The sequence below is a fragment of the Mycobacterium sp. GA-1841 genome, from assembly GCF_001954135.1.
Classification (GTDB): domain Bacteria; phylum Actinomycetota; class Actinomycetes; order Mycobacteriales; family Mycobacteriaceae; genus Mycobacterium.
This window is the reverse complement of the sequence record NZ_MBEQ01000088.1, coordinates 78174-95310: the sequence shown is the minus strand read 5'-3', so window position 1 is coordinate 95310 and position 17137 is coordinate 78174. Positions and strand designations below refer to the sequence as shown.

At 66.7% G+C, this 17137-nt stretch carries 17 protein-coding genes and 1 pseudogene; 7 read left to right on the top strand and 11 right to left on the bottom strand.

Annotation, left to right across the window (positions count from 1 at the left end):
• Nucleotides 1-225 (top strand): annotated as a pseudogene (locus A5740_RS21070) (DNA polymerase III subunit gamma/tau); the annotation flags it as partial.
• Between the two features lie 45 nt (nucleotides 226-270).
• Here A5740_RS21070 and A5740_RS21065 read toward each other — a convergent pair.
• Nucleotides 271-1584 (bottom strand): class I SAM-dependent methyltransferase, encoded by a 1314-nt coding sequence (locus tag A5740_RS21065; protein WP_076197233.1) that lies wholly within the window; start codon nucleotides 1582-1584, stop codon nucleotides 271-273.
• Nucleotides 1585-1597: 13 nt separating this feature from the next.
• On the bottom strand, nucleotides 1598-2989 hold the full coding sequence (locus A5740_RS21060; protein WP_076197231.1) for an FAD-binding oxidoreductase: 1392 nt from the start codon (nucleotides 2987-2989) through the stop codon (nucleotides 1598-1600).
• Between the two features lie 65 nt (nucleotides 2990-3054).
• On the opposite strand from A5740_RS21060, the gene A5740_RS21055 reads away from it, so the two are divergent.
• A complete protein-coding gene (locus A5740_RS21055; RefSeq protein ID WP_076197229.1) occupies nucleotides 3055-3495 on the top strand; it encodes an SRPBCC family protein in 441 nt (146 codons plus the stop codon).
• A gap of 22 nt (nucleotides 3496-3517) precedes the next feature.
• Here A5740_RS21055 and A5740_RS21050 read toward each other — a convergent pair whose 3' ends face one another.
• On the bottom strand, nucleotides 3518-4273 hold the full coding sequence (locus tag A5740_RS21050) for an Rv3717 family N-acetylmuramoyl-L-alanine amidase (RefSeq protein WP_371454781.1): 756 nt from the start codon (nucleotides 4271-4273) through the stop codon (nucleotides 3518-3520).
• Between the two features lie 112 nt (nucleotides 4274-4385).
• On the opposite strand from A5740_RS21050, the gene A5740_RS21045 reads away from it, so the two are divergent.
• The 3 genes from A5740_RS21045 to A5740_RS21035 are packed head-to-tail and all read left to right on the top strand — an operon-like array spanning nucleotide 4386 to nucleotide 6099.
• Nucleotides 4386-4718: a YbaB/EbfC family nucleoid-associated protein gene (locus A5740_RS21045; RefSeq protein WP_067766127.1), complete on the top strand. Its 333-nt coding sequence runs from the start codon at nucleotides 4386-4388 to the stop codon at nucleotides 4716-4718.
• Nucleotides 4718-5329 carry a recombination mediator RecR gene (gene recR / locus A5740_RS21040; protein ID WP_076197225.1) on the top strand — a complete coding sequence of 204 codons (612 nt, stop codon included), beginning with the start codon at nucleotides 4718-4720 and terminating at the stop codon, nucleotides 5327-5329. Before A5740_RS21045 ends, recR begins: the two co-directional genes overlap by 1 nt.
• 53 nt (nucleotides 5330-5382) lie before the next feature.
• On the top strand, nucleotides 5383-6099 hold the full coding sequence (locus A5740_RS21035) for an MBL fold metallo-hydrolase (protein WP_175616314.1): 717 nt from the start codon (nucleotides 5383-5385) through the stop codon (nucleotides 6097-6099).
• Nucleotides 6100-6153: 54 nt separating this feature from the next.
• On the opposite strand, the gene A5740_RS21030 is transcribed toward A5740_RS21035, so the two are convergent.
• The 3 genes from A5740_RS21030 to A5740_RS21020 all read right to left on the bottom strand — a co-directional run bounded on the left by A5740_RS21030 (nucleotide 6154) and on the right by A5740_RS21020 (nucleotide 10042).
• Entirely contained in the window at nucleotides 6154-7545 is a 1392-nt protein-coding gene (locus tag A5740_RS21030; RefSeq protein ID WP_076197221.1) for a hypothetical protein, read from the bottom strand.
• A gap of 569 nt (nucleotides 7546-8114) precedes the next feature.
• Nucleotides 8115-8816: a type 1 glutamine amidotransferase gene (locus A5740_RS21025; RefSeq protein WP_076197259.1), complete on the bottom strand. Its 702-nt coding sequence runs from the start codon at nucleotides 8814-8816 to the stop codon at nucleotides 8115-8117.
• A gap of 5 nt (nucleotides 8817-8821) precedes the next feature.
• Complete coding sequence (locus A5740_RS21020; RefSeq protein ID WP_076197219.1) at nucleotides 8822-10042, bottom strand: Mur ligase family protein; 1221 nt, start codon at nucleotides 10040-10042, stop codon at nucleotides 8822-8824.
• A 74-nt stretch (nucleotides 10043-10116) separates the two neighbouring features.
• On the opposite strand from A5740_RS21020, the gene A5740_RS21015 reads away from it, so the two are divergent.
• On the top strand, nucleotides 10117-11106 hold the full coding sequence (locus A5740_RS21015; protein WP_076197217.1) for a DEDDh family exonuclease: 990 nt from the start codon (nucleotides 10117-10119) through the stop codon (nucleotides 11104-11106).
• Nucleotides 11107-11127: 21 nt separating this feature from the next.
• Here the strand turns inward: A5740_RS21015 and A5740_RS21010 are convergent, their stop codons facing one another.
• The 3 genes from A5740_RS21010 to A5740_RS21000 form a co-directional block, all read right to left on the bottom strand.
• Complete coding sequence (locus A5740_RS21010; protein ID WP_076197215.1) at nucleotides 11128-11514, bottom strand: SHOCT domain-containing protein; 387 nt, start codon at nucleotides 11512-11514, stop codon at nucleotides 11128-11130.
• Nucleotides 11515-11565: 51 nt separating this feature from the next.
• The gene (gene leuA / locus A5740_RS21005; protein WP_076197213.1) at nucleotides 11566-13383 is read right to left on the bottom strand and encodes a 2-isopropylmalate synthase; all 1818 of its coding nucleotides are present in this window, start codon (nucleotides 13381-13383) and stop codon (nucleotides 11566-11568) included.
• Between the two features lie 169 nt (nucleotides 13384-13552).
• Nucleotides 13553-14626: a lytic transglycosylase domain-containing protein gene (locus tag A5740_RS21000; RefSeq protein ID WP_139335264.1), complete on the bottom strand. Its 1074-nt coding sequence runs from the start codon at nucleotides 14624-14626 to the stop codon at nucleotides 13553-13555.
• 225 nt (nucleotides 14627-14851) lie between these two features.
• On the opposite strand from A5740_RS21000, the gene A5740_RS20995 reads away from it, so the two are divergent.
• Complete coding sequence (locus A5740_RS20995; RefSeq protein ID WP_076197209.1) at nucleotides 14852-15070, top strand: hypothetical protein; 219 nt, start codon at nucleotides 14852-14854, stop codon at nucleotides 15068-15070.
• A 6-nt stretch (nucleotides 15071-15076) separates the two neighbouring features.
• Here A5740_RS20995 and mgtE read toward each other — a convergent pair whose 3' ends face one another.
• Nucleotides 15077-16381, bottom strand: coding sequence for a magnesium transporter (gene mgtE / locus A5740_RS20990; RefSeq protein ID WP_076197207.1), 1305 nt, complete (start codon nucleotides 16379-16381; stop codon nucleotides 15077-15079).
• A gap of 49 nt (nucleotides 16382-16430) precedes the next feature.
• Entirely contained in the window at nucleotides 16431-17057 is a 627-nt protein-coding gene (locus A5740_RS20985) for a nitroreductase family protein (protein WP_076197206.1), read from the bottom strand.
• Between the last annotated feature and the right edge of the window lie 80 nt (nucleotides 17058-17137).

Here is a 17137-nt window from a genome sequence, read left to right as displayed (position 1 = left end):
CCGCCGAAGGCCGCCAAGCCCCCGCCACGGGTGCCCAGCCGGCCGGGCCGGGTGATTCCCGAGCCCGAGCCGGAGCCCGAATCCGCACCGCTGTCCCCGGAGGACGAGGAAGAGCAGATGCTCGCCGAGGCGTCACAGAGTGAGGCCGGACCTCGTCGCGACCCCGAGGAAGTGGCGCTGGAACTGCTCCAGAGCGAGCTCGGGGCGCGAAAGATCGAGAGCTAGTAGGGCTTCGGCCAGACCGCCACATGACTACCGCAGCCGACGTGCCTAGGGCGTCCACCACGGCCGCAGCGGCAGCCCGCCGTCATCGCCGCGATCGTCGAGCTTGACGGCCAGGACCTGGTGCAGCTGAACCACATTCGTCTCGAAGCCCAGCCGCGACCCGGCCATGTACAGACCCCACACCTTCGCGGTGGGCAGGCCGACCTCGGCGACCGCCTCGTCCCAGTGCTCCACGAGGTTTGCGCACCAGTCGCGCAGCGTCATCGCGTAGTGGTTGCGCAGGTTCTCCTCGTGCAAGACTTCCAACCCGACGTCCTGCACTTCGGTGATGATGCGCCCGGAGCCGGTGAGCTCTCCGTCGGGGAACACGTAGCGGTCGATGAATCCACCAGCGGCCGCACCGGACCTGTTGTCATGGCGGGTGATGCAGTGGTTGAGCAGCAGCGCGCCCGGACGCATCCTCGACTTGAGGAAACCGAAGTACGACGGGTAGTTGTGCACCCCGATGTGCTCGGTCAGTCCGATCGAGGACACGGCGTCGAAGCCGGTTTCGGTGACGTCCCGGTAATCGCCGTGGCGCACCTCGGCCAGGTCGCCGAGCCCCTCCCGGTCGATCGCGGCCTGCGCCCAGCGGGCCTGCTCCTTCGACAGCGTCACCCCGAGCGCCTTGACGCCGTGGCGCGCGGCGTAGCGCACCATGCCGCCCCAGCCGCAGCCGACGTCGAGCAGTCGGTCCCCGGGTTGCAGCCGGAGCTTCTCGAACACCAGCCGGTACTTGTTGTCCTGGGCTTGCTCCAGGCTGGCGTCCGCATCCGGATAGCACGCGCAGGTGTAGGTCATCGACGGACCGAGCACCCATTCATAGAAGGTGTTCGACACGTCGTAGTGATGGTGGATGGCTTCGGCATCCCGGGTCTTGCTGTGCCGCAAGCCTTCCATCATCCGGCGCCAGCGCGGCAGTGCCTCCTGTGGGGGCGGCGCGATCGGCTTGAGGTGCTCGATGCCGATCGAGCGGACGATGTTGGCCAGCACGCGGGCCGGCGGCCGCTTGAACGCCATCTTGTCGGCCAGCGCGCACAGCAGCGGGTACGGATCCCCCGGGTGCACCCCGTGCGGTTCCAGGTCGCCGGACACGTAGGCGCGGGCCAGCCCCAGGTCGCCCGGGGCGGTGGCCAGATACGTGGTGCCGCGCGGGGTCTTGAGGTCCAAACCGAGCGTGGCATTGTCCGGGCCCGCCGAACTGCCATCGTAGGCAGTGAATTTCAGGGGCACCGAGCCGGACGCAAAGATCTCCAGGATCTCGGCCAAGCTGAACCGATGATCGGTTGTGTGTGTCGACTGTTCCTTGAAGGTGGTCATCGCTGTTCTCCGTTCATCGGCGCAAGACGGCTTTCGAATACAGGTCAAACAGGCGGGAATCGGGGTCGTAGGACTTCTTGACGGTCTTGTAGGTCTCGCCGCCGTACAGCTCGTCGAACTCGTCACGCGCATAGAAGGAATCGGAATACAACGATTTGTGTCCGTCGAGCTCGCTGACCTTGGCCTCGATCAGCTTGTTGGTGTGGCCCTGTTCGGGGCCGACCGGCACCGAGGACCAGAAGCCGACGTTGACGTAGGTGTGATGCTGGCGCAGGGGATACAGGGGCCAGCCGGCGCGATTACGGTCGTCGTCACGTAACCGCAGCGGGCACAGCCAGATCGGCTCGATCGGTACGTTCGTCAGGAACCAGTCCAGGAACAGTTTGCAATTCTCCAGGGGCACCTCGATATCCTGAACCACCCGTTCGCGCGGCGGGCGGCCGTGACGCTTCTCGATCCGGTCGGCGATGTTGTACCGCTGGTCGTAGCCGACGAGCTTCCAGTAAAAACTGCTGCGCCGCAATCGGCGTGGCCAGAACCGGCGGATCGTCGGGTTCTGCGCGCCGAAGGCGCGGGAACACCAGAACCAATCGGTGTCCCAGCGCCACAGGTAGTCGTGGATGGTCAGCCGATCGTGCTTTTCGCCGTCCGGATGCTGAATCGAGCGATAGTAGATGTCCTGGCCGGTGTAATCGCTGACCGGTCCCGGCGTCGTCGTCTTGAAGCCGACACACAGGTAGCTCTCGTCGGCGCTGAACACCACACCGTCGAGGTAGTCGACCGGGTCACCGTCGAGTCCGCCGGTCTCGATGATCCGGTCCATCGCCGCCATCAGCTCGGCCAACGAATGGAATCGCAGGTGGCGCAGGGCCACAAAGGGTGTGACGGGCTCCAGTTCGATCCGCAACCGAGTCGAATAACCAAGTGTGCCATAGGAGTTCGGGAAGGTCCGAAAGAGGTCGGCGTGCTGCTCGGGTGACGCGGTGACGATCTCCCCTGCGCCGGTGAGGATATCCATCTCCAACACCGACTCGTGTGGCAGGCCGTTGCGGAACGACGTCGACTCGATACCCAGTCCGGTGACCGCACCACCGAGCGTGATGGTCTTGAGCTGCGGCACTACCAACGGGGCCAGGCCGTGCGGCAGCGTCGCAGCCACCAGATCCTCGTACGTGCACATCCCGGCCACGTCGGCGGTACGCGCCTGGGCGTCGACGGCAATCACATTCGTCAGCCCCGAGACGTCGAGGCCCTTGGTATTGCTGCGATCTCGGGCACGGAACAGGTTCGACGTGGGCTTGGCAAGCCGCACCGTCGAATTGGGAGGTATGGCGCGGTAACTGTCCAGGAGCCGCTGTACACCTGCGGCATGGGCAGCCTGTGCGTCAGTCGTAACAACAGACACACATATACGCTAGTCGGAGGTTGCCACCAATGCGACCGCAGACACGAGTTGAAGGAGTTTCAGCCATGGGACAGGTCAGTGCGGTCAGCACGGTTCTGATCAACGCCGAGCCGGCCGCTGTGTTTGCCGCGATCGCGGATTATCAGACCGTGCGCCCGAAGATCCTCTCCTCGCATTACCGCGACTATCAGGTGCTCGAGGGTGGTCAGGGCGCAGGCACCGTGGCCGGGTGGAAGCTCCAGGCCACCGAGTCCAGGGTCCGCGACGTCAAGGCCTCGGTGGACGTGGCCGGACACACCGTCATCGAGAAGGACGCCAACTCCAGCCTGGTGACCAACTGGACCGTCGCACCGGCGGGGGCCGGATCGTCGGTCAACCTCAAGACCAGCTGGACCGGCGCCGGCGGCATCAAGGGTTTCTTCGAGAAGACCTTCGCCCCGTTGGGCCTGCGCAAGATCCAGGACGAGGTCCTGGCCAACCTGAAGAAGGAAGTGGAAGGCGCGTAGCGTCCGACCACCTGGTCGGGAGCTATCGCTGTTGGCTGCCCAGGTAGGCCGCGACCCCGCGGGCGATGGCCTCGGCGTACTTCTGCCGACCTTCCGGGGTCTTCATCAGTGACGAATCGACCGGGTTCTTCATGTTGCCGCACTCGACGAGGATCGACGGGAACTGCGCCAGGTTGAGCCCGGCGATGTCGGAGCGGGCGTCCAGACCACCGGATCCGATGTAGGTGGCCGGCGGGATGCCCGACGCGGACAGCTGATCTCGCATGGTCTGGGCGAACTGCACCGACGGGCCGGCCTGCACGTTGTTCAGCGGCGGCGACGAGTAGAGGACGTGGAAACCGCGGCCGTTGGCCGGGCCGCCATCGCCATGGATGGACACGATCGCATTCGGCCGCAGCGCGTTGGCCATCGAGGCACGTTCGTCGACGCAGGGGCCCAACGCGTTGTCGTTGCCGCGCGACATGGCGGTGCGCACGCCCATCTGGGTGAGAATGGCGCGGACCCGCAGCGTGGTGTCCCAGGTGAAGGTGTGTTCGGGGAACCCGTCCGCGGTGGAGGTGCCGCTGGCCTGGCAGTCCTTGGTGCCGCCGCGGCCGGTGGGCACCTGCCGGCTGATCGAGCTGTCGTTGGCGCCGTTGTGACCTGGGTCGAGGAACACGATCATGCCGGCGATGTTGGACGGAGCGGCGTTGGCGGGCGGGGCGACGACGACGGCCGCAGCGATGAACACGCTGCTGAGCAGTGAGGCGCCGACACGCACGCAGGCTGGGACTCGCACGGGCGCCACGCTAGCCCGCGCGCCGACTAGGCTGAAGGTCCGAACCGCCGCCGACAGGCGAGAGCAACCAAGTCGAGACCAAGACGCAACCAACACGGCAAGGGGACCAGTCATGCAACCCGGAGGCACGCCCGACATGTCGGCCCTGCTCGCGCAGGCGCAGCAGGTGCAACAGCAGCTCATGGAGGCGCAGGAGGCGCTGGCCAACTCCGAGGTGCACGGCCAGGCCGGTGGCGGCCTGGTGCAGGTCACGGTGAAGGGCAGCGGTGAGGTGGTGGCCGTCGCCATCGATCCCAAGGTCATCGATCCGTCCGATCCCGAGACCCTGCAGGATCTGATCGTCGGCGCCCTGGCCGACGCGTCCAACCAGGTGACCACTCTGGCGCAGAGCCGGCTGGGCCCGCTGGCCAGCGGCATGGGTGGCCTCGGGATTCCGGGGCTCTAGTGTTTGAAGGTCCGGTTCAGGATCTGATCGACGAACTCGGCAAGCTACCCGGGATCGGGCCCAAAAGCGCCCAGCGCATCGCGTTTCATCTGCTCAGCGTCGAACCGCCGGACATCGACCGGTTGACGGCGGTGCTCGGCCGGATCCGCGATGGCGTCACGTTCTGCGCGGTGTGCGGCAATGTGTCCGATGAGGAACGTTGCCGGATCTGCAAGGACCCGCGCCGCGACGCTTCGTTGGTCTGCGTCGTCGAGGAACCCAAGGATGTGCAGGCCGTCGAGCGCACCCGTGAGTTCCGTGGCCGCTACCACGTGCTGGGTGGGGCGCTGGATCCGTTGTCCGGCGTCGGGCCCGACCAGCTGCGCATCCGTGAGCTGCTCAACCGCATCGGCGAACGCGTCGATGGCGTCGACGTCGCCGAGGTGATCATCGCCACCGACCCGAACACCGAGGGCGAGGCGACCGCCACCTACCTGGTCCGGATGCTGCGCGACATCCCGGGCCTCGCCGTCACCCGCATCGCCTCGGGATTGCCGATGGGCGGGGACCTCGAGTTCGCCGACGAGCTCACCCTGGGCCGGGCCTTGGCGGGCCGTCGCGCGATGGCCTGACCGCGAGCTCGCCCGCCGACGAGTAGCGTCGAACCGTGCCTGACCTACTTCAGATGACGGATTCGCTGTACCGGCTGCGCATCCCGGGCGGTCAGGCCCACCTGCTCAACAGTTATCTGTGGACCGAGCCCGACGGCGTCACCCTGATCGACACCGGCTGGCCAGACAGTGCCGACCTGATCGCCGACGCTCTCACCGATCTCGGCCTGCGGCGCATCCACGTCAAACGCATTGTGCTGACCCATTTTCACGAGGATCACTGCGGTGCGGCGGCCGAGATCGCCGACTGGTCCGATGTCGAAGTCGTCGCCGGTGCAGCCGACGCGGCCTACGTGCGCGGCGAACGGCCGGGCCCGCTACCGGTACTCACCGAGTCCGAGCGGACATTGCGACCCGACTTCGACGCGGCACCGCACGGCCCGTCATGCCGCGTCGACCTGGAAGTTCGTGACGGCGATGTGCTCGACTTCGCCGACGGTGCAAGGGTGATCGGCGTGCCCGGGCACACCCCGGGCAGCATCGCGCTTCATCTGCCGGCTGCCGATGCGGTGTTGACCGGGGACGTGGTCGCGGAATTCAACGGCCAGGTGATCCTCGGGGTGTTCAATGTCGACCGGACCGAGCTGGCCCAATCGGTGACGCGGCTGGTCGAAACGGGCGCGCAGCGGGCCGGTTTCGGTCATGGTGAGCCGATTCTCGCCGATGCCGCCGCGCGCATCGCTACGGCCGTCGACCCGTTCGCCACCGGTACCCAACGCGCTGTGCCCTGAAGCGCACGTTGGGCCCCTTCGGGGAAGGGGCCCAACGACTTTCGTCAGAGCTGGTCAGTCGTGGCTGGAGCGGCTCTTGCGGTGAGACTTGCTGCTGGAGGCGTGCTTCTTGCCCGCAGCTTTCGAGCTGCCCGCGCTGCCGGCACTGCCTGCACTGCTCGACTCCGTGCTCGAACCGGTTGACGCGCCATCCGTGCTGCTTGCGTTCTTGGCATCTTTGCCGCTGAACTTCGCACTGATCCGCTTCGCCGCATCCTTGATGTCGACGCGAAGGGACTTCGCCGTGCTCTTGGCGTTGATGCGCGACTTCTGGACGGTGGTCGAATCGTCGGCACCTGCCGCGGCTTCGGTGGCCGCGTCGGTGCTGTCATCGGCTTCGGTGCCAGTGTCTTTCACGGTATCGGCCGGTGCCTCAGCAGCGGTCGTGGTGTCGTCCGCCGCTGCAGCCGCGGTGTCAGGTGCTGCGCTGCCCGCGGCCTCGGTCGTATCCGTCGTGGTGCCCGCGGCCGGGAGGCTGAGCGTGACGCTACGGGCGGAGACGCCGGTGCTCAGCGCGGTGACAGCCGCGGTGCTTGCCACGGCGGATTTGGTTGTGGGCTTGGGAGCCAACGAATTTGGCTTGAGCAGGTCCGCGATGGTCTTAGGCAGGTCGAGCGCGGAGGCGATGGGTCCGCTGCCGAGGAAGCCGAAGGGCGAGGTCGGCGACAACACACCGGGGACATTGATGAACCCGAGGATCGTGCCCTTGCCGTTGAGGAACGCGTCGGTGAGGTGGGCGGGCGCATTGATCAGGGCGTTGGCGACTCCCTCGGCATCGCTGGCGTTCGCGGCCTTCACTACTTCCTCGGCCGTGGCGGCCAATCCGTTCACCACGGACAGGACCGGGAACAGTGCGGGCAGGGCGACCGACTGGACGAGTGTCGGCATTGCTTTGATCACGTTCTGGATGTTCTGCGTCGTCGTGCTGACCGCGGACCAAGTGTTGTTGGACAGGTCGAGCAGGCCGACGATCGCCGGGAGAAGTCCCTGTGTCAGCCCGTCCATGGCCTGGACGATCTCGCCTTTGGCGATGAGGTCGCCGGCAGTCTTCAGGTTCTCGGGCAGCGACTGCAGGATGGTGCTGAGCGCGTCGCCATAGGTCTTGATTGCGTCGACGACGACGGTCGCATTGCCGACCTGATTGTCGATGACCTTTTGCAGGATCGGAGCCGGATTGGCCGTCAGCTGCTCGCCGAGTGCCTGCAGGTTGGTGCCGACGGTCGACAGCGTCTCGGCCCAGACCTCCAGCGGATTGGTCAGTGCATTGAGGGTGACCGCTGCCGACGATGTGGGCACGGCGGGCAGATGAATGTCGGTCGGGGTGGGCGCGAGCGGGCTGACGGCGATGACTGCCGCTCCGGTCAACGCGACACCGGCCGTCAAATATGAGCGAACGGCAGCTTCCATGGGGTTCTCCTTTGCTTAACAACACCCGCAGGCCTGAAACTTACCTGAGAGTAATAAAGAACTACTCCATAAGTGCACGTCAAGACCATAGATCGTCCACATGGTGAGACAGGGTCGAATCATCGCCAATCGGTGTTAGTTAGCTATAAACGGCCCAAGCGAGCGGTTCCCGTCATTGTCAGCAAACGTATGAAGCCATCTGATATTTGCAACCGAAAGCACTCGGCCGGCGCCGGGAGGGAAAGTGTCAGCCTCCGTCGTTAGTTAGCTTGCCTCGGTACATTTGGTCGACCATTTAGTCCATACTGGCCGGTAACTAGACCATCCTGTGACGCAGGTCGGTTAGCTGACTATTTGTGACGACAGCTACACCACGTGCGAAAGCTGGTCGACCTAACAGCAGCGGGAAATGCCCACGGGCAATCACAGCGTTTACACAGGCGCCGACTTTGTCCGCTTAGCGGACGGTTCAAGAACTTCTGTCGACCGGTATTTCGGCGAAAGTGACGTCATGGTCGTTGCTCGTCCGGGAGAGCGACCCTGACGTCACTTTCGGTGCAGGATTGCGTCTAGACCCGGCGCGGAGCCGCGAGCCGTTCGCGGCGAAGCAGATCGACCTCGGGCAGTTCGAGTGCGGGCAGGTCGCCCACCACCTGAGAGAGCAGGTGGTCGGCCAGTTCCGGATTGCGCGCCAGGCATGGGCCGTGCAGGTAGGTGGCGACCACGCTGCCTTGAACCGCGCCGTCGTAGCCGTCGCCCGAGCGGTTGCCCGCGCCTTTGGTGACGGCGGCCAGCGGCTTGGCGTCGGCACCGAGAACCGTTCCGCCACGGTGGTTTTCGAACCCGGTGAGCGGTTGGGTGAGCCCGGCCGGCAGTGGCTTCGATGCCACCTCGCCGATGGTGCGGGTCTCTTGTGGTGAGGTGGTGACGTCGAGCAGTCCGACGCCCTCCACCCGCTCGCCGGCCGAGGTCTCATACCAGTGGCCGAGCACCTGGATGGCCGCACAGATGGCCAGTACCGGCGCTCCCCGCGAAGCCGCCCGCTGCAGACCGGGATAACGGATCAGGTGTTTCGTGGCCAGCCGTTGCGCGTAGTCCTCGGCGCCGCCGAGGGTGTAGAGGTCCAGCGAGTCGGGCACCGGATCGGCCAGCGTGATCTCTATGATCTCGGCATCAATCCCACGCAGCCGCAACCGCTCTCGTAGGACCACCGCATTGCCGCTGTCTCCGTAGGTGCCCATCACGTCGGGCAGGACCAGGCCAATCTGCACAGTCTTCACGAGATCCGCCGATTCAGTTGCAGGAACGCGGTGTAGTTGGCGATCACCTCGACATGCCCGGGCGGGCAGCTCTCGATCGCGGCGACGGTGTCGTGTACCAGCGAGTGCTCGACGCCGGCGTAGCCGAGCCGTACCGCCAGATCGGTGCCGCGCTCACCGGCGGCGACGACGACCGTGTCGTCAAAGTGCTCGAATCGGACATCCCACAACCACGACAGATCCTCTCCGTCGGGAACCTGGCCGTTGACCGAGATGACCACCCCGGCCCCGTGCTTGTCGACCATGGACAACGCTTCCTGCCACCCGGCGGGATTCTTGGCCAACAGGATTCGGGCGGTGTGCGAGCCGATCTGCACCGTGCGATAGCGGCCGGCGACCTCGTCAACCCCGGACACCGCGGCCACCGCGCGAGCCGGGTCCGCTCCGAGCGCGACGGCGGCGGCGACCGCCTGGGTGGCGTTACCGCGGTTGACGGTCCCCGGCAGAGAAAGCGTCATCGGCAGGACCAGACCGTCCGGGCCGTAGATGTGGGTGTCGTCGAACCACCACTGCGGGCTGGGCCGCTTGAAGTCACTGCCTGTCGAATACCAGTCACGTCCGTCGCGCACGATGATCTCGCCCGAGCGCGGACAGCTCACCGAATCACCGGCCCAGCTGCCGCCGGCGGCCACCCACACCACGTTGGGGCTGTCGTAGGCAGCCGAGGTCATCAGCACGTCGTCGCAGTTGGCCACGATGACCGCGTCGCGATGCCGGGCCAGCCCGCCGCGCAACGTGCGTTCGATGTGGTTGATCTCACCGACCCGGTCCAGCTGATCGCGCGACAGGTTCAGCAGCACGATCACCGAGGGGTCCACCGCGTCCGACACGTGCGGGACGTGCATCTCGTCGACCTCGAGCGCCGCCAACGAGGCCTCGCGGGCTGCGGCCAGCGCCGCCACCAGGCCGGCATCCATGTTGGCGCCTTCGGAGTTACTGGCCACCTCACCGAGCGTGGCCAATGCGGCCGCGGTCATCCGGGTGGTGGTCGACTTACCGTTGGTGCCGGTCACCACGACGCTGCGACGGCCCTGGCCCAGTTGACGCAGGATCGAGCGGTCCAGCGTCATCGCCACCAGGCCACCGATCATCGCGCCTGCGCCACGGCCGGTGACCCGCGACGCCCAGCGTGCGGTTGCTCCGGCGGCCAGCGCGGCACGCCCACGAAGGGTCAGCATTCCGGCGATTTTAGGTGCACGACACGCAGTGACGCCGACCGAGGTTGTCGGGCTCACGTGCCATCCTGGCCAACATGAGCAGCACGTGGGGCAGACCGGCAGACGAGCCGGGCGCGGGCTGGGCCGTCGTCGACGTCGAGACGACCGGGTTCCGGCCCGGGCAGGCGCGCATCGTCAGCGTCGCCGCGCTGGCAGTCGGCGACGACGGCAATGTCGAGCGCAGCGTCGCCACCTTGCTGAACCCGGGGGTGGACCCCGGGCCCACCCACGTCCACGGACTGACCGCCGACATGTTGGAAGGTCAGCCGACCTTCGGCGATGTGGTCGAGGAGTTGAGCGACGTCCTGCGGGGACGGACGCTGGTCGCCCACAACGTGGGGTTCGACTACAGCTTCCTGGCAGCCGAGGCCGAGCTGGTGGGGGCAGAGCTGCCGATCGACAGCGTGATGTGCACGGTCGAGCTGGCCCGCCGGTTGGCGTTGGGTACCGAGAATCTGCGCTTGGAGACCCTGGCGGCGCACTGGGGCGTGAGCCAGATGAAACCGCACGACGCACTTGACGATGCGCTGGTGCTGGCGCAGATCCTCAAACCCACATTGGCGCGCGCCCGCGACCGGAAAGTCTGGCTGCCATTGCGGGAGGTGAGCCGTCGGTACTGGCCCAACGGCCACATCACCCATGAGGAACTGCGCCCGTTGAAGGTGCTGGCGTCGCGGCTGCCGTGTGCGTACGCCAACCCGGGCGCCTTCGTGCCGGGGCGGCCGCTGGTGCAGGGTATGCGGGTGGCGCTGTCGGCAGAGGTGGCCCGCACCCATGAAGAGCTCGTCGAGCGCATCCTTCATGCCGGCCTGGCCTACACCGACCTGGTCGATCCGCAGACGTCGCTGGTCCTGTGCAATGAGTCCACACCCGATCAGGGCAAGGGCTACCAGGCCGCGGAGTTGGGGGTGCCGCTGCTCGATGACGAGACGTTCATGGGCCTGCTCGCCCATGTCGTCGGTGGAACCGACATCGAACAGTTCTGTGACACCCCTGTCGAGAGCGATCAGTACACGCTGTTCTGATTCGCAGCTCGCCGCGGTGTTTTAGCTGAGCGCCTTCGCCTTCAGCCCGTCGAACTCGGCCTGGCTGATGGTGCCGGCATCCAACAACGCCTTGGCATCGGCGATCTCCTGAGCCGGGGACCGCCCTGCCGTCTGACGGATGTAGTCGTCGGTCTCCTTCTTGGCCGCGAGTGCGGCTGCCTGCGCGCGCTCCGACATCCCCCGGCCACGGGCGATCAGGTAGACCAGCGCGGTCAGCCACGGGAACACGATCAGGAAGATCACCCACACGGCCTTGGCCCAGCCCGACGTCTTGTGATCACGCCAGAACAGGTCCGTGAGGATCTGGAACAGCACCAGCAGGTAGGCGATCCAGGCGAAGATGATCAGGAAATGCCACAGGAAATCCCAGGTCGAGCCCCAGTCCATGGATCGCTCCTTGCCTTTGACGTCAGGCGCAGTGGTCTACGCCGACGTCAGCTAAGCACGCGCGGCGCGGTTGACGGCAGATACGACCGCCCGAAGTGATGCAGTTGTGATCGAAGTCGCGATACCGACGCCCCAGACGGTCCTACCGCCGATCGAGGCCTCGACATACGCCGCGGCCTGGGCCTCTTCGCCGGACGACATGGCGTGCTCGGAGTAGTCCAGCACGTTGATGTCGTAACCGATCGCCCCCAGCGCATCGACGAACGCCGCCAGCGGGCCGTTGCCGGCGCCGACGATCTCGCGCTCGACACCGTCGATCTTCACGATCGCGGTGATGGTGTCGGTGCCGCCGTCGACCTCGGAAGCCACCACCTTCTGGCGGATGCGTTCCAGCGGGGTGATCGGCGCCAGGTATTCCTCGGAGAAGGCGCCCCAGATCTCCTTGGGCGACACCTCGCCGCCCTCGCCATCGGTGATCGCCTGGATGGCCTGGCTGAACTCGATCTGCAGCCGCCGCGGCAGCACCAGGCCATGGTCGGCCTTCATGATGTAGGCCACGCCGCCCTTGCCGGACTGCGAGTTCACCCGGATCACGGCCTCGTAGGTGCGGCCGACGTCCTTGGGGTCGATGGGCAGGTAGGGCACCTGCCACAGGATGTCGTCGACATCCTTGTCCGCGGCGTCGGCATCGAACTTCATCTGGTCCAGGCCCTTGTTGATGGCGTCCTGGTGGCTACCGGAGAACGCGGTGTAGACCAGGTCACCACCGTAGGGATGACGTTCGTGCACCGGCAGCTGGTTGCAGTATTCGACGGTGCGACGGATCTCGTCGATGTTCGAGAAGTCGATCTGCGGGTCCACGCCGCGGCTGAACATGTTCAGCCCCAACGTCACCAGGCAGACGTTGCCGGTGCGCTCACCGTTGCCGAACAGGCAGCCCTCGATCCGGTCGGCACCCGCTTGGTAGCCCAATTCGGCTGCGGCAACGCCGGTTCCGCGGTCGTTGTGCGGGTGCAGGCTCAGGATGATCGAGTCACGAGGAGCCAGATGCCGGCTCATCCACTCGATCGAGTCGGCGTAGACGTTCGGGGTGGCCATCTCGACGGTGGCCGGCAGGTTGACGATCAGCGGCCACTCGGGAGTGGGCTTGACGATGTCAGCTACGGCGTTGCACACCTCGACGGCGTACTCCAGCTCGGTGCCGGTGTAGGACTCGGGGGAGTACTCGAAGCGCCACCGGGTCTCGGGGTACTTCTTCGCTTCCTCGACGCACATCTGTGCGCCGTCGGTGGCGATCTTCTTGACCGCGTCGCGGTCGGCGCGGAACACCACGCGGCGCTGCAGGATCGACGTCGAGTTGTAGAAGTGCACGATCACCTGCGGGGCGCCCGCGCAGGCCTCGAAGGTGCGCTCGATCAGCTCGGGCCGGCACTGGGTCAGCACCTGGATGGTGACGTCGTCGGGGATGGCGCCGTCGGTGATGATCTCGCGGACGAAGTCGTAGTCGGTCTGGCTGGCCGAGGGGAAGCCGACCTCGATCTCCTTGTAGCCCATCCGGACCAGCAGGTCGAACATGCGGCGCTTGCGCGCGGGGCTCATCGGGTCGATCAGGGCCTGGTTGCCGTCGCGCAGATCGACCGCACACCACTGGGGTGCGGTGTCGATGACGCGGTCTGGCCAGGTGCGGTCGAACGGGATGCCGGTGCCGAATGCCGGGCTACCGCCCGGGACCTCTTCGGCGAAGCTGCGGTACCGGCCGGCCGGCATCGAGGAACCACGTTGGGTGTTCCAGGCCGGCTGACCGGGGTTGGGGGCACCGGACGGTGTGTTGATGGTGCGGGCGGACGTAAATGCGTCTGGGCTGGTCATGATGTTGCTCCGGGAGATCAGGGGGACTCGACCGGCGCATCGCAAAAAACCCGCGACGGGAAGCCGGTCTGGTCAGACCCCGTCGCGGCGTCCGAGAAGGAGCACCCGCTGCACGTCGTTCACTGTACGCCCGGGGGACTGGTTGGCCAAAATGCCGCGAGAGGCCACGTCAGCGCACTCCGCCGGAACGGCCGTTGCCGAACTTGACCTTGGGTGTGGCGCTGCCGGTGCTGTGCCGGGACCCGCTCGTGCTCGTGTTGGTGGAGCCCTTGCTCGTCACTGAAGACCCACGCTGGGTACTCGATGAACCGGTGTCGCGGCTGGCGTCTCGACGCCCGGTCTTGTCCGGCGTGGCGGTGGCTGTGTCGGTGTCGGTGTCGGTCGAGCCCGCAGCCGATGCGGCAGGGCCATCGACCGCGCGAACAGCGACGCTTCGCGGCCGCGGCGCGGTGAGCGGCGGCAGGTCCACCGGAGCCACGCCGGTGGCGTAGGCCAGCGCCCAGCCCAGCACGTTGGCGACGTAGGCCATCGAGTGGTTGTAGCGCAGCACCGCGGCGGTCAGCTGCGCCTGGTCGCGCAGGTCCATACCGTCGCTGCAGAGGTAGCGGGCTGCGGCCAGGGTGGCATCGAAGAGATTGTGCGGATCGGCCTGACCGTCGCGGTCGCCGTCGGCGCCGTGCAGCAGCCACGTGCTGGGCAGGAACTGCATGGGCCCCAGCGCGCGGGCGTAGTGCGTGCCGCCGCCAAAGCTGCCGGCGACGATGACCTCGTTGCCCGGGAGTGAGCCGTCGAGGGCGGGGCCATAGATGGGACTGACGGGATCACCGCGTTCGTCGGCGGCGCCGCCGAACGCATGGGTGGACTCGACGTACCCGATCCCGGCGAGCAAGTTCCAGGTAACACCGCAGTCGGGGTGGCTCTGCGTCATCATGGCGTCCGCGTTCTGGTAGGCGGCCAGTGCGATCGCGGGGATGTGCACCGCCCCCGGTGCCTGAACCTCCGGGGGTGGCGGTGACCCCGTCGTAGCCGGCGCCGCGGCAGTTGGACGCGCTGCCCTCGCTGCCCAGAGCTGGACGGCGAGGTCGGGCAATGGCAGGACCGCAGCCGCTGCCCGCACGCGGTTCTCCTGGGCCAGGCCGACCAGGCTGGGCGCGACGGCGACCGCACTGGTCAATGCCATCCGAAAGATCACGGCGAGGCAGGCGGATGCGTCGCGGACCGCTCGACGGGCACGGTGGCGCATGGAACAACAGTGGCACCCGCGTCGCTGCCTGCCAACTCCCGACACACCGGGCCACGATCCCAGGGCTGAGGTGCACTTCCACCGATCGGGGGAACGCATCTTCACCAGCTTGATCATCCGGTTGCCGGACAGATTTGTCGTCGCCCGGGCCGCACTCTTGTCTCAGAGGCCGAACAGGCCATAACAGAAACCGAATCACCAACTGAGACAAAAGGATTCACGATCATGATGAACTTCACCAAGGCTCTGGTAGTGCCCGTTCTGTCCGCCGGCGTCCTCGGCGCAGCCGCCCTCGGCCTGGCCGGCACGGCCGCCGCACAGGGGCCCGAAGGCGCGGGCAACCGCTACAGCCCCGACACCTACGCCACCCCGGCCCCCGGCATGAAGCCCGGCTGGCACTACCACCACGGCCCGCAGCGTCAGCTGATCATCCAGAACCAGTGATCCGGCCTACAACCCGGCCAACTGCGGCAGCGTGAGATGCGCGATCCAGAAATAGATCATCAAGCCGGTGCCGTCGACGATCGTGGCGATCATCGGGGCCGATACCACCGCCGGGTCCACCTTCACCTTCTTCAAAGCCAGCGGCAGCACCGATGACACCAACGACGCCCACATCACGATCGCCGCGACGGTCAGGCACACCGTCAACGTGACCTCCGGCCCGACGCCCAACGTCCACGCCCGCACCATCGCCGCGGCGGCCATCGCAATCGCGATCAGTGCACCGGTCGACATCTCCTTGGTGACGATCGCCGGCACATCGCGGAACCGGATCTGGCCGGTGCCCATCGCGCGGACCAGGGTGGTGGTGATCTGGGTGCCGGTGTTACCGCCGGTCCCGATCAGCAACGGGATGAAAAACGCCAGTGCGACAACGGCTTCCATCTCTTCTTCGAACGCGCGCAGCACCGTTCCGGTGTAGGCCTCGGCGGCGAAGAGCACCAGCAGCCAGACGATGCGTTTACGCCACAACAGCCACGGCGACGCGCGCAGATAGGGCACATCGAGCGGTTCCGAACCGCCCTGCCGTTCGGCGTCCTCGGTCGCCTCCTCCTCGGCGATCTCGACGGCGTCGTCCTCGGTGAGGATGCCCAGAAGTCGGCCTTCGGTGTCGATGACCGGCAATTCATCGAGTCTGTGGTCGATCAACGTCATCGCCGCGGTTTCGACGTCGGTCAGAGGAGCGACGGTGACGACGTCGTCGATCAGGTCGGCGACCGGCCGGTCGGCGGCGGTCAGCACCAGGTTGCGCAGCCGTACCGCGCCGAGCAGCACCTTGTCGGCCTCGACGACGTACACATATGCACCGGCCGAATCGTTCGGCCGCTCGACGGCATGCGCCCGGATCTGGTCGACCGCCTGCGCCACGGTCGCGGCCGGAGAAACCGTCAGCACGTCGGGCTGCATATGGGCGGCGACGGAATCCTCGGGCCAGGAGAGCAGCCCGCGCAGCCCCCGGGCCCGCTCGGCGGCCATGGCGCCCAGCAGTGCGTCGCGTCTGTCGTCGTCGAGGCGGCGCAGGATCTCGGTCGCGTGAGGCGCATCCAGCGCGGACAGCAGGCTGCTGCCCGTCGTCGCCGGTACTGATCGGACGACCTTGGCGGCCAGGTCCGGGTCGACGATCGCCAAAAGTTCAGTGCCGGGATCGACGCCGGTATCGAGCAGCTCACCGAGCTGGCGTCGGTCCACGGACGACAACCCGGTCATCTGGCTCACATCGATGGCGGCTTTGCCGACTTCCGTACTGCTCATGGTTCTCCTTCGCGGCCCGGGACGGCGTCCACACCTAGCGCTCCGAGGTTTACGCAGTATGAGCAGAAGATGGCCGGAAAGACGCCGATGTGCCCCACTGCCCGCTGAACGCGATCTGCTCCAGCGGTAACCGCTCACGTGGCCGGCTGTCCCGTTCCACGATGGCGTCGTCCGCCTGGGTGTGGTCGCCCAGGGATCCGACCGCGACGACGGCCAACGGCCGCACTCCGTCGGGGATGCCGAAGGCCGTCCGGGTGCCGTCGACGTCGAATCCGGCCATCGGGTGGACGATCAATCCGCGCGACACCGCCTCGACGGTCAGCTGTGCGATCGCCGCTCCGGCGTCGACCGCGGCATACAAAGCCGTCCGCTCATCCTCGCCCTCGTCGGCGCACACCAGGATCAGCGCCGAGGCGGCATGTGCGTAGCTGTTGCCGCGTTTGAGCAGGCCGGCCAGTGTGGTGAATGTCTCGTCACCTCTGACCCCGACCACGAATCGCACCGGCTGGCGATGACCCCAGCTGGCGGCCCAGCGCCCGGCCTCCAGCAGCGCGGTGAGCTGGTCAGCGGTGATGACGGCGTCGGGGTCGAACGCCCGGGGGCTCCAGCGGGCCGCGAGATCGGGATGGATCGGCACGCTGGTGCTGGCCAGGCGGCCGTTCGGCGTGTCAGGCACGCCAGCCAAGCTACCGGCGGGGAAAATCCCGTGCGCGTCTCCCTTATCCTTGGTTCGACTCATTCCAGCGTTCTGAAGGG

Bases quoted from the DNA above. Each gene is read 5' to 3' on its own strand.
- A5740_RS21010 (WP_076197215.1), bottom strand. From the start codon at position 11,514: ATGGACTGGGGCTCGACCTGGGATTTCCTGTGGCATTTCCTGATCATC.
- A5740_RS21055 (WP_076197229.1), top strand. From the start codon at position 3,055: ATGGGACAGGTCAGTGCGGTCAGCACGGTTCTGATCAACGCCGAGCCG.
- A5740_RS21020 (WP_076197219.1), bottom strand. From the start codon at position 10,042: ATGCTGACCCTTCGTGGGCGTGCCGCGCTGGCCGCCGGAGCAACCGCA.
- A5740_RS21035 (WP_175616314.1), top strand. From the start codon at position 5,383: ATGACGGATTCGCTGTACCGGCTGCGCATCCCGGGCGGTCAGGCCCAC.
- A5740_RS21000 (WP_139335264.1), bottom strand. From the start codon at position 14,626: ATGCGCCACCGTGCCCGTCGAGCGGTCCGCGACGCATCCGCCTGCCTC.
- leuA (WP_076197213.1), bottom strand. From the start codon at position 13,383: ATGACCAGCCCAGACGCATTTACGTCCGCCCGCACCATCAACACACCG.
- A5740_RS21030 (WP_076197221.1), bottom strand. From the start codon at position 7,545: ATGGAAGCTGCCGTTCGCTCATATTTGACGGCCGGTGTCGCGTTGACC.
- A5740_RS21065 (WP_076197233.1), bottom strand. From the start codon at position 1,584: ATGACCACCTTCAAGGAACAGTCGACACACACAACCGATCATCGGTTC.
- mgtE (WP_076197207.1), bottom strand. From the start codon at position 16,381: ATGAGCAGTACGGAAGTCGGCAAAGCCGCCATCGATGTGAGCCAGATG.
- A5740_RS21045 (WP_067766127.1), top strand. From the start codon at position 4,386: ATGCAACCCGGAGGCACGCCCGACATGTCGGCCCTGCTCGCGCAGGCG.
- A5740_RS21015 (WP_076197217.1), top strand. From the start codon at position 10,117: ATGAGCAGCACGTGGGGCAGACCGGCAGACGAGCCGGGCGCGGGCTGG.
- A5740_RS20995 (WP_076197209.1), top strand. From the start codon at position 14,852: ATGATGAACTTCACCAAGGCTCTGGTAGTGCCCGTTCTGTCCGCCGGC.